Annotated in this window: 11 protein-coding genes; 3 read left to right on the forward strand and 8 right to left on the reverse strand. The window is 39.4% G+C overall.

Features of this window, described 5'->3' with window-relative positions:
* Positions 1-112 precede the first annotated feature (112 nt).
* The gene (locus tag L2735_RS12215) at positions 113-1,021 is read left to right on the forward strand and encodes a LysR substrate-binding domain-containing protein (RefSeq protein ID WP_248984976.1); all 909 of its coding nucleotides are present in this window, start codon (positions 113-115) and stop codon (positions 1,019-1,021) included.
* 53 nt (positions 1,022-1,074) lie between these two features.
* Here the strand turns inward: L2735_RS12215 and trpS are convergent, their stop codons facing one another.
* Genes trpS through rpe form a run of 3 tightly spaced genes read right to left on the reverse strand, consistent with a single transcriptional unit; the run spans position 1,075 to position 3,498 of the window.
* Positions 1,075-2,076 carry a tryptophan--tRNA ligase gene (trpS, locus tag L2735_RS12220; protein ID WP_248984977.1) on the reverse strand — a complete coding sequence of 334 codons (1,002 nt, stop codon included), beginning with the start codon at positions 2,074-2,076 and terminating at the stop codon, positions 1,075-1,077.
* A 34-nt stretch (positions 2,077-2,110) separates the two neighbouring features.
* Positions 2,111-2,821, reverse strand: a complete 711-nt coding sequence (locus L2735_RS12225) for a phosphoglycolate phosphatase (protein ID WP_248984978.1) — start codon at positions 2,819-2,821, stop codon at positions 2,111-2,113.
* Positions 2,822-2,823: 2 nt separating this feature from the next.
* Positions 2,824-3,498, reverse strand: a complete 675-nt coding sequence (rpe, locus tag L2735_RS12230; protein WP_248984979.1) for a ribulose-phosphate 3-epimerase — start codon at positions 3,496-3,498, stop codon at positions 2,824-2,826.
* 308 nt (positions 3,499-3,806) lie between these two features.
* On the opposite strand from rpe, the gene L2735_RS12235 reads away from it, so the two are divergent.
* Complete coding sequence (locus tag L2735_RS12235) at positions 3,807-4,175, forward strand: hypothetical protein (protein WP_248984980.1); 369 nt, start codon at positions 3,807-3,809, stop codon at positions 4,173-4,175.
* Positions 4,175-4,357, forward strand: a complete 183-nt coding sequence (locus tag L2735_RS12240) for a DUF2970 domain-containing protein (RefSeq protein ID WP_153914668.1) — start codon at positions 4,175-4,177, stop codon at positions 4,355-4,357. Before L2735_RS12235 ends, L2735_RS12240 begins: the two co-directional genes overlap by 1 nt.
* A gap of 58 nt (positions 4,358-4,415) precedes the next feature.
* On the opposite strand, the gene L2735_RS12245 is transcribed toward L2735_RS12240, so the two are convergent.
* From L2735_RS12245 to L2735_RS12265, 5 genes are all read right to left on the reverse strand, one after another.
* Positions 4,416-5,255 (reverse strand): Dam family site-specific DNA-(adenine-N6)-methyltransferase, encoded by an 840-nt coding sequence (locus L2735_RS12245; protein ID WP_248984981.1) that lies wholly within the window; start codon positions 5,253-5,255, stop codon positions 4,416-4,418.
* A gap of 98 nt (positions 5,256-5,353) precedes the next feature.
* The gene (locus L2735_RS12250) at positions 5,354-6,826 is read right to left on the reverse strand and encodes an AAA family ATPase (protein ID WP_248984982.1); all 1,473 of its coding nucleotides are present in this window, start codon (positions 6,824-6,826) and stop codon (positions 5,354-5,356) included.
* A gap of 28 nt (positions 6,827-6,854) precedes the next feature.
* The gene (gene aroB / locus L2735_RS12255) at positions 6,855-7,931 is read right to left on the reverse strand and encodes a 3-dehydroquinate synthase (protein WP_248984983.1); all 1,077 of its coding nucleotides are present in this window, start codon (positions 7,929-7,931) and stop codon (positions 6,855-6,857) included.
* Positions 7,932-7,939: 8 nt separating this feature from the next.
* Complete coding sequence (aroK, locus tag L2735_RS12260) at positions 7,940-8,455, reverse strand: shikimate kinase AroK (RefSeq protein ID WP_248984984.1); 516 nt, start codon at positions 8,453-8,455, stop codon at positions 7,940-7,942.
* Positions 8,456-8,753: 298 nt separating this feature from the next.
* A complete protein-coding gene (locus L2735_RS12265) occupies positions 8,754-10,802 on the reverse strand; it encodes a type IV pilus secretin PilQ (protein ID WP_248984985.1) in 2,049 nt (682 codons plus the stop codon).
* Between the last annotated feature and the right edge of the window lie 5 nt (positions 10,803-10,807).

The following is a 10,807-nucleotide window of genomic DNA, read 5'->3' on the forward strand; positions in this document are numbered from 1 at the left end:
TTGCAAGTTTCTGCAACTGAAATGATGTTTATTACCCATTCATGAGCTAAATTCATAAATATGATTATTACCCATTATTTATTCACATCTACTTTTGCTGAGTGGTACGACAATGAGAAAGCTTCCTCCATTGCGGTCTTTACAAGTTTTTGAATCCGCAGCTCGCTTGCAGCACTTTTCGAAAGCTGCTGATGAGCTTTGTATTACCCAAAGTGCGGTATCACACCAAATTAAACAGCTTGAAGAGTATTATGGTGAAGTGCTGTTTATTCGTAATACTAGACAGTTAGAATTAACTGATAAAGGCGCGCTACTGTTTGAGCAAGCTGAGATTTCATTCAATCAATTAGATGACATCAGCCGGAAAATAGTTGGCGATGAAAACCAACAGTTACGTTTAGCTGTCTACAGTTCATTTGCAGTTAAATGGCTGATACCTAGATTAAGTGAGTTCCGTCAACTTCAACCACAAATTGATTTACGTTTGGAAATGATTGCCAATGATCCACAATTAAGCGATAGCGTCGCCGACATGTTTATTTCAGGTCAATCAAACCATAAAGGTTACCGTCATTTCACATTGCATAAAGAGCGCTTAATTCCAGTAGCAAGCCCTGAGTACATAGCTAAATGGTTAATTAAGCCAGCTCAATCCACCCAAGAGTTAAAAAGTTGCTTAGCGAGTGCTGTATTGCTCACTGTTGATGAAGGACCATTAGGCATTGATTGGCAGCGTTGGTTTGAGGTAAACCACTTAACCCAATCAGTGGAGCAGCAACAGCATATATTCAGCCATGTCTTATTTGCTATAGAGGCAGCAATTGTTCACCAAGGTATTGCACTCGCGTCTGACTTTATGGTTAAAGATGACATACGCTCAGGACGATTAATTGCCCTTGATTTACCCGATTTATTAACGGGCTTTAACTTCAACTTTAGCTGTAAACAACGTAGGCAACGCGAACCTGCCATAGCTTGTTTTATTGATTGGTTAAAAACGCAGACTCAGTCGGGTTTATAAAACAAAAAAGCCAGCATGATGCTGGCTTTTACGACTACCAATTTTAATAGGCTCTACACAATCATGCCGATTTTTTCGTACACTTTTTTGATTGTGGCTTCTGCGCGAACCTTGGCTTTTTCTGCACCTGCTTTAAATACAGAATCAAGATATTCTTCATCGGCTCTGAACTTGTGGAAGCGCTCTTGTAATGGCTCAAGCATCTCGACAACAGCTTCACCCGTTGCCACTTTTAAGTGACCATACATTTTGCCTTCAAAGTCTTTTTCAATCGACCCGATTGATTGGCCATTACAGCCAGACATTAAGCTTAATAAGTTAGATACACCTGGCTTTTCTTCTACGTCAAAACGCACTACTGGTGGCTCTTCACTGTCTGTCATCGCTTTTTTAACTTTCTTCATAATCGCTTTAGGATCATCAAGTAAGCCAATAACATTATTCCGATTATCGTCTGACTTAGACATTTTCTTGGTTGGATCTTGTAATGACATGACCCGTGCACCCGTTTCTGGAATAAACGGCTCAGGTACAACAAAGGTGTCACCGTAAGCATTATTAAAACGAGTCGCGATATCGCGAGAAAGTTCTAAATGTTGCTTTTGGTCCTGACCTACAGGCACTTCATTAGCTTGATAAAGTAAGATATCTGCAGCCATTAATACCGGATAATCAAATAAGCCCACGTTGATGTTATTAGCGTGTTTTTGCGACTTATCTTTAAACTGCGTCATGCGGTTAAGCTCACCCATTTGGGTGTAACAGTTCAGTGCCCAGCCTAATTGAGTATGTTGCGGTACTTGAGACTGTAAAAACACAGTGCTTTTGTCTGGGTCGATACCACAAGCTAAATAAATTGCTAGCGTGTCATAACAAGCTGCACGCAGCTTTACAGGATCTTGTCGCACTGTAATGGCATGTAAATCAACAACACAATAAATACAATCGTGGCTGTCTTGCATATTAACCCACTGACGAAGCGCGCCCATGTAGTTTCCGATACTTAGCTCACCTGAAGGTTGAGCACCACTAAACACGATAGGTTTTGCAGTCATTTGTTTTATTGCTCCATTGATTTAGCTTTTAGTTTTAGCCGTTAGTGTTAACTGAAGGTAGTAAGGCTAAAATCTCATTAAATTGTTCACATACCGCAGTCGGACCGCTTAGGCCAATATCTTCACCGTAGTTGTACCCATAGGTCAAGCCTATCGAGCTAACTCCAGCAGCTTTAGCTGCAAATATGTCATTTTTTGAATCACCAACCATTAATAGTTGCTCGGGTTCAAGTTGCCATTCAGCTAAAATATGCTGAAGCGGCATAGGATCAGGTTTCATTTTAGCGAGAGAATCGCCGCCCAATACCAAATTAAACAGCTCATCGATTTCAAATGCAGACAATAGCGGCACGGTGAAATGGTGAGGTTTATTCGTCACGATTGCTAAGGTGTACCCTAATGCTTTTAAGGCAGTTAAAGTATCTAACACCCCAGTATATAACCGACTATGTTTTTGAAGGTGTTGTTGGTAATGCTCCATAAAGACTGGCATTGCGGCATTGAGCGTCGCGCCTGACACTTCATGACTTAAGTTATTGTCAGTGCTGTATGCATGCTGTAAAGCCCTTTGCATTAACACCTTAGCGCCATTACCGACCCAATTTCTGACTTGAGCTTCAGAACATGTTGTCAATCCAAGTTCTAACAAAGTCGCTTGAGTGGCCGCTGCTAAGTCTGGCACGCTGTCAATAAGCGTTCCGTCTAAGTCAAAAGCGATTGCTTTAACCTTAGTAAAATCAGCCATGATTAAGCGTCAACTTTAGCAAGTTCTAAACGCATTTCATCAACCACGGTTTTATAATCTGGCTGATTAAAAATGGCTGAACCAGCAACAAACATATCAGCACCAGCTGCAGCGATTTCAGCAATATTATCGACTTTAACACCACCATCAACTTCAAGACGGATATCAAAACCACTCGCATCAATTTTAGCGCGCACTTGTTTCAATTTATCTAAAGTAGACGGAATAAATGATTGCCCGCCAAACCCTGGGTTAACCGACATCAATAAAATCACATCCAGTTTGTCCATAACATGATCAAGGTAATGCAGTGGTGTACCTGGATTAAAGACTAAACCGGCCTTGCAGCCTGATTCTTTAATTAACTGTAGGCTTCTGTCTAAGTGCTCAGAAGCTTCAGGGTGGAAAGTAATAATAGAAGCACCTGCTTTAGCAAAATCTGGAATGATGCGATCAACAGGCTTCACCATTAGATGCACATCGATGTCAGCAGTAATACCAAAGTCACGTAAAGCCTGACACACCATCGGGCCTATGGTTAAATTAGGTACATAATGGTTATCCATCACATCAAAATGAACAACGTCAGCGCCTGCATCTAGTACGGCTTGAACATCATCACCTAAACGGGCGAAATCGGCAGATAAAATAGATGGAGCAATCAGAAATGGACGCATAGTCTTCTCGAAGCTGTTTAAAGTGGCATTATTTTACCCTTTGCAGAGAAAACGCTCTAGTCACAAACAGTAATAAAACTTTGTTAGCGTCAATAAATGTAAATATTAATAATCTGTAAGTATTAAATTGATCTGGATCACATATCATGGATGTTCATTAACTAGACAAATTTGCTATAATGCGACTTACGTCACTGTGTCATTTTTATATTTATAGTTACTGATCCTTACATCTTGTTGGATCGTATAGAGTTATCTAGGACACGTTTTTTTATTCATTCTGAAAGTATGAGACAAGGATAGCCCTTATGATGTGCAGTCAGCGAAAAATGAACACTTACCAGACAGGTAAAGTGACGTTAAAGCCTGTATTAAGTATTTTCTCAGCAAGCGCGTTAATGTTTGTCGCTTATTTCGCCTCATCCGATAACCGCGAGCAGCTATTTGCAGAAAACTGTGCTTGTACTGATACAGCCACCTATAATTCTAGCTTACCTAGCAGCCATCCAAATAACCGTTGTGCAACTCAATCTGATAATGTCAGTTGGGGTAGCTGGGTTACAGGTAATAGCCGCTCAAGTCAGTTTCATTTCTTAGATTTGCTAGAATTACTGCACGGTAGTGAAAAAAGTAAACCTATCAGTGATATGCCAGCAAATAACCCGAACGCTATTTAATGTCGATTTGGCGTGTTTTTACCAGCACTGTCGCTGCTTTTTTTGGGGTGCAGACTGAAGATAATCGCCAGCGAGACTTTAACCAAAACAGTTCCCCTCTCCCATTTATATTTATGGGAATAGCATTAGCTGCATTAATGATTTTGTCTTTGATCTTTATCGTGAATCAAGTCTTAAGCTGACAGGCCCTAAAAAAAATTTTCTAAGTAATTTCATAAACTCATCTACGCATATCGAAAATTAATCGATCACTTCTTGATAATGATGATCATACAGCGCCATTATTTCGTCTACTTTCTTGCGCGAACTACCTTTCTGACTAATATTACGCTGCACTGCAATTGAAGCTAATTTTGCCCCACGATAAAGTTCACGCGTCAGTGGAATATCATGATTACTGATCAATACTGGAATGTCACGTTCAAGGGCAGTATGGCGTGACTGTCTCGCTAATAAAGCTTGATCATCTAAGCTAAAACCTGGACCAACATAGGTTGTAAAGCTTGCAGTTGTTGATAGCGGAGCATAAGGAGGGTCGCAATAAATTACGTCACCAGAATTCGACATCTCAAATGCTTGTTCATAGCTCACACAATGAAATGTCGCTTTTTTCGCTTTACTAGAAAAATAGCGTAACTCATCTTCTGGAAAGTAAGGCTTTTTATATGATCCGAAAGGCACGTTAAAGCCGCCTTTTCGATTATAACGACATAAGCCATTAAACCCATGACGGTTCATATAAAGGAAATATACCGAGCGTTTGAAAGGATCTTTTGTTTGATTGAATTCGGCACGAATTCGGTAATATTGTTCTTTATCATTCATTTCTGGAACAAACATCGCCTTAGCGGCAGCGATATAAGCATCAGGTTCATTTTTAACAATATTATAGAGATTGATTAAATCATGATTAATATCGCATAGCAGGTACTCGTCATAGTCAGTATTTAAAAATACTGAACCAGCACCAACAAATGGTTCTATTAGTCTTTTACCTTGAGGTAAATGTTTTGCTAGCTCGTCAACGAGTTTAAATTTTCCACCCGCCCACTTAAGAAAGGCTCTATGCTTTTTAGTCATGAATACCGGTTACTAGCAAAATTAAAGCAGATGATTGTACTCTTTTTAATAAGAATAATCATTGTTTGAATCACCAAATCGAATGGCTTTTTAAGCGATTAATTCGATTTGATTTCGTATCCTTTCAGATCGCTCCATTTCCTTATCCAAGGTGCACTTAATCCAAGCTGTTGTTGTAATGTTTCTGATTCTTGTAAAGCTTGTTCTGTGCTTTCAAATTGCCCGAATAAAACAATATGGCGATTCTTATATTTTGCCTGCACTAATTCTGCTGCACTAGATTGATGGATCTCTAGTTTTGTGAGAATGTTCTTCAGCGACTTTTCTTCACGAACACTGGCTATCTGTAATGTATATCCAGCCCTGTCAGTTAATTTATCAGTGTGGGCAACTTTGTCGTCATCGTCCTTGATAATTTCAAGCTTATCTCTTTCAACAATCGTTTGTTCTTCAGCAACATCTGACAGTTGTACATTCTGGTTATCAACTAGATTAACGTCTTCTGCCTTATCCATTTCGGCAATCTCATCAACTAAATTGACAGTATCTTCTGCAGTTAATTGCTGAGTGATATCGTCAGCTGAAACAGGAGAAATTATGAGTAATGTATCAACAGAAGTATCATTATCTAAGCTTATTTGATGCGTTATTACTTGAGATGAAGTATCAGTAAAAACTCGGGCTATTAATGACTTGCCGTAGTCAAAGATAAACCATTGAGGTGCGTTTACTGGCGCTGTAAAAGGTAAGAAATCGACCATCTCACTATTTTTATCCCGTTCAATTTCAGCTTGTTGCTCACTCTGATAAAAATAGAACCCAACAACGAATAAACCGATAAGCAATATTAAGCCCAAGGGTACAATCGATGTTAGATTGTTGGTCCATTTCTTTGCGACTACAGGTTCATCTTCCAATGCTTTTTTTAAAAGCTCGATAACTTCTGCAGGAGTGCCGGATTGTTTTTCAATCTGCGCTTGGATAATTTCACGAGGGATAAATGGAGTTCTGTTACTTCTTATTAATAGGGTTCTATATAAGCCTTCACGTTCAGCTAATGACAAAGGCTCAACTTCAACGTGCAGTAGAAGTGATTGCATCGTTTCTGTTAATTCATAACTCAAATCAGCAAATGAATCTGGCTCAACAGTAAAAGTAATTGAAATAGGTTTACCAGCACACTTCAATTGCGTCAGCACTAAACACTCAGCCCATAACTCACGTGACATATATTGCGCATCATCAATAATGATATGCAATGGCTTAGTCAGGCTAGATTGGATCCTTAACAAGGTATCAGCTAAGGGTAAGGCATCATCAAAAATGGGAGAAGAAATTAATTGAACAAGGATTTTGCGTCGAATTTCGGCGCTTTCAGCATGCATGGGGCAGATAACTAATGCGGAGTTATAGTTATCTAATTCACTTGCTAGGGCAGTAACTAACGTGGTTTTACCTGAGCCTTTAGAACCCGACACTAATACCAGTTGTTCACTATAACTAGCAATATGCTCTAGTCGCTGAACTAAAGATTCCTGAGAAGGTAATAATAGCGTTTGTTGGATATCCAAAAGCCCACCATTAGACTTACACTACAAGTTAAACTTCGCTAATCACTTCTGCAAGTAATGACTCTTTTACATCAGAGAATACATCAGCAGTGCCTATTGAAGTGGGTAGTACCAAACGAATTTGGCCCGCTAATACTTTTTTATCACGTTGCATGTGCTTGATATAACTTTCAAACATCATGGTTTCAGGAGAGGTTACGGGTAAATCAAACGCTTCCATTATGCGAACAACTCTATCGAAATCAGCTTGCTGAATTAAGCCTAGTTTTAACGATGTTAATGCTGCCATTATGGTACCGGTAGCAACTGCTTCGCCATGAAGCCAAACACCATAACCCATTTCAGCTTCTATAGCATGACCAAAGGTATGGCCAAGGTTCAATAACGCTCTAACACCGCGCTCGGTTTCATCTTCAGCAACGACATCAGCCTTAATTTGACAACATTTTGCAATCGCATAAGTAAGGGCGTCGTTATCAAGCGACTTTAGCTGCTCAACATTTTGCTCTAACCAACTAAAGAAGTCAGCATCCCAAATAATACCGTACTTAATCACTTCAGCCATGCCTGCAGCAAATTCTTTTGCAGGTAATGTAGCTAAACAATTAGTATCGATAATGACAGATTGAGGCTGATAAAATGCCCCGATCATGTTTTTACCTAAAGGATGATTAACTGCGGTTTTACCGCCAACTGAGGAGTCAACTTGGGACAGCAAGGTTGTAGGAACCTGAATAAATTCCACGCCTCGCTGATAGCAAGATGCAGCAAAGCCAGCCATGTCGCCTACGACACCGCCACCTAATGCAACTATCACACAATCACGTGCAAAATTATTTTCTAACAAAGCAGAAAATATTAAATCCAAATGAGTGAGATCTTTAAACCTCTCTCCATCAGGCAGCACAACAACACCCACTTCACCACAACTCGCCATAGCTTGTTGAACTTGTTCTAAGTACAACGGAGCTATAGTGTCATTGGTGACAATGAGTGCTTTTTTACCAGAAAGGTAATCGGAGAAATAAGCGTTTTGCTGCAATAAATTCTGGCCAATAAAAATGGGATAACTTCGTATACCTAATTCAACCTGAACTTGCTGCATAAACCTACCTAAAAACCGAGTTGCTCAATGATTTGATTTGCGACTATTTTCGCGCTTTGCTCATCTGTCTTAACGATAACATCAGCAATCTCTTCGTATAAAGGATTACGGACATCAGCAAGATTCTCAAGCACTTCACGTGGATCATCAACCTGTAATAAAGGTCGACGCTTATCGCGTTGAGTACGAGCCACTTGCTTATCGATTGTTGTCTCTAGGTATACAACGATACCGCGAGCCGACAAATGATTACGAATGTCTTTACTTTGTACAGATCCGCCGCCAGTAGCTAGGACAATGCCTTGCTTTTCCGAAAGGTCAGCGATGACTTGAGCTTCACGTACACGAAAACCTTCTTCGCCTTCAACGTCAAACACCCAGGCAATATCTGCACCTGTGCGTTTCTCAATCTCGTGATCTGAATCGTGGAAATCTAAATGCAGCATTTGGGCCAAATGGCGACCAATTGTGCTTTTGCCTGCGCCCATTGGGCCTACCAGAAAAATATTGCGTTTTTCAGCCATTATATATACGTCTGAATCTTATATGAAATGTATGCCTTATCGACTTAAACTCAAGCCGACCTATAATTTAACCTTGCTCTAATGAGACTTGACGAAGGATTATCTCAGTTATATGACCGATGTTGCAAGTAATGTTGATGAATTAACCCAAGATTCTTAAAATAAATCTTTATTAGCGTTTCATTAGAGGCAAACAACTTATGAGATATTTTTTATTCTTGATAATAGAATCAATCCACTAGGTAAAAAATAGACAAAAAAATACCAGCAATAAGCTGGTATTTTTATTTGTATCTATTTATAGCTGTTCAGTGACAATTTTTGGTGTCACGAAAATCAACAGCTCTTGACGTTCATTACTATCAGAAGTGTTTCTAAATAAGAAACCAACTAATGGAATATCACCTAAAACAGGAACTTTACTGACGCGGCTAATGAGGTTCTGCTGATAAATACCACCCAGAACAATCGTTTCACCGTTATCAACAAGCACTTGCGTTCCAATACGTTGTGTATCAATTGATACTGCTTCACCAGTACCAGTTTGCACAGTCTCACCACGAGTATCTTGAGTGATTTCTAAATCAAGTATCACGCGGTCATCTGGAGTAATTTGAGGGGTAACCTTTAATGAAAGTACTGCTTTCTTAAATGAAACTGTTGTTGCACCACTTGATGCTGATTCAACATATGGAATTTCCACACCTTGCTCAATATAAGCTGATTTTTGATTAGAGGTAGTAATACGCGGACTTGCAATAATCTCACCTTTGTTTTCTTGCTCTAAAGCACTTAACTCTAAATCAAGCACTGTACCATCGGCCATTTTAGCCACACTAAAGGCAATACTTGCAGCATTTGATGCAGACGAAGGTAAATTAACATTTAAGCGGTCACTTAACGCTGGAATGACACCTGCTACGATATCATTCGCGCCTTCTAGTGACCCAGATGTTCCCTTGTCACCTTGCTGGTCAGTAATACCCCAACGAATACCAAGATCTTCAGAGACGTTATCTTTGACTGTCACCATACGTGCTTCAATCAATACTTGCTTAATTGGGATATCAAGCACTTCAACTAAACGGTGAATAGTTTCTAGCGAATCAGCAGTGTCTTTGACTAACAAAGTATTAGTACGTTCATCGACAGCCACGCTACCGCGATTAGACAATAAACTTGAATCAGCACTCTTCATTAACTCTGCCATATCAACAGCTTTAGCATAGTTAACTTGGATATATTCAGAATAAAGTGGTGCTAATTCTTTTACTTCTTGCTGGTTAGCAAGGTCTTGACGCTCACGTGTGGCAAGCTCTTCACTTGGGGCAACCATTAAGATATTACCCTCAATACGCTTATCTAATCCCTTAGTTTGTAGAATTAAATCTAACGCTTGATCCCATGGCACGTCATCTAAACGCAAAGTGATGTTGCCTTCGACGGTATCACTGGTCACTAAGTTAAAATCGTTATAATCAGCAATAATCTGAAGCACTGTTCGTACTGAAATATTTTGGAAGTTTAATGATAAAGAACGACCATTATATTTCTTATCTTCTTTAGCAACAGCAGCACGTTCGACTTTATTAATACTGACTTTAAAGACATTGCCTTCTTGCTTGTAGTTGTAGTCATAGTTACCATCGACATCAACCATAATGCGTGAAGTTAAGTCATCTTTAAACGTTTCAAAACTGGTCACTGGTGTATTAAAGTCTTGTACATCCATGACGTACAAATGTTCACCTTTTATATCAGTGTTATATAATTTTATTTCGAGTTTTGAACCTACCTGGGCGACATTAGCGGCCACCGAGCGATTATTCAAATGTACTAATAAATCTCCACCACCGGTTTTATTGCGGCGAAAATCAATCGTTTCGATGCCATTAACAAAAGGATTATCAGCATTATCTGGGCCTGAAGCGGTGTCATTTACAGTCAAACGATACGTATTCCCTACCACTTTTCCTTGATAAGGTTTTACTTCAGTTAGATCAACAACAACATTGAGCGAGCCATCTACTTGTGTCGTTTTAAGCCCTTCAACGCCAACCCTATCAATAGTAATGTCATCTTTTTCAAGATTTGAAATACTGTCTTCAAAACTTAATATGATTTGAGCAGGTGAGCCCGATAGATCAACTTCAGGAGTAGATAAATCAGATTCGAAAACAAGCTCTAATTCTAATTGGTGATCGACAACAGAATGGTATTTGACATCCATTAACTTATTGGCGGCTAGTGCACTTGGTAGTGCCCCTATCATTAAAACAACACCAAGTACTGTTTTAAGTAGTGAGATTCTTTTTGTCGATGTTTGCATCGCGGCAGAAGATTTCATTATTC

The organism is Shewanella olleyana (genome assembly GCF_023283825.1).
In the GTDB taxonomy this organism is placed as follows: domain Bacteria; phylum Pseudomonadota; class Gammaproteobacteria; order Enterobacterales; family Shewanellaceae; genus Shewanella; species Shewanella olleyana.

Excerpts from the sequence above, each read along its gene's own strand:
- L2735_RS12215 (WP_248984976.1), top strand. The coding sequence starts at position 113 with ATGAGAAAGCTTCCTCCATTGCGGTCTTTACAAGTTTTTGAATCCGCA.
- trpS (WP_248984977.1), bottom strand. The coding sequence starts at position 2,076 with ATGACTGCAAAACCTATCGTGTTTAGTGGTGCTCAACCTTCAGGTGAG.
- L2735_RS12225 (WP_248984978.1), bottom strand. The coding sequence starts at position 2,821 with ATGGCTGATTTTACTAAGGTTAAAGCAATCGCTTTTGACTTAGACGGA.
- rpe (WP_248984979.1), bottom strand. The coding sequence starts at position 3,498 with ATGCGTCCATTTCTGATTGCTCCATCTATTTTATCTGCCGATTTCGCC.
- L2735_RS12235 (WP_248984980.1), top strand. The coding sequence starts at position 3,807 with ATGATGTGCAGTCAGCGAAAAATGAACACTTACCAGACAGGTAAAGTG.
- L2735_RS12240 (WP_153914668.1), top strand. The coding sequence starts at position 4,175 with ATGTCGATTTGGCGTGTTTTTACCAGCACTGTCGCTGCTTTTTTTGGG.
- L2735_RS12245 (WP_248984981.1), bottom strand. The coding sequence starts at position 5,255 with ATGACTAAAAAGCATAGAGCCTTTCTTAAGTGGGCGGGTGGAAAATTT.
- aroB (WP_248984983.1), bottom strand. The coding sequence starts at position 7,931 with ATGCAGCAAGTTCAGGTTGAATTAGGTATACGAAGTTATCCCATTTTT.
- aroK (WP_248984984.1), bottom strand. The coding sequence starts at position 8,455 with ATGGCTGAAAAACGCAATATTTTTCTGGTAGGCCCAATGGGCGCAGGC.
- L2735_RS12265 (WP_248984985.1), bottom strand. The coding sequence starts at position 10,802 with ATGAAATCTTCTGCCGCGATGCAAACATCGACAAAAAGAATCTCACTA.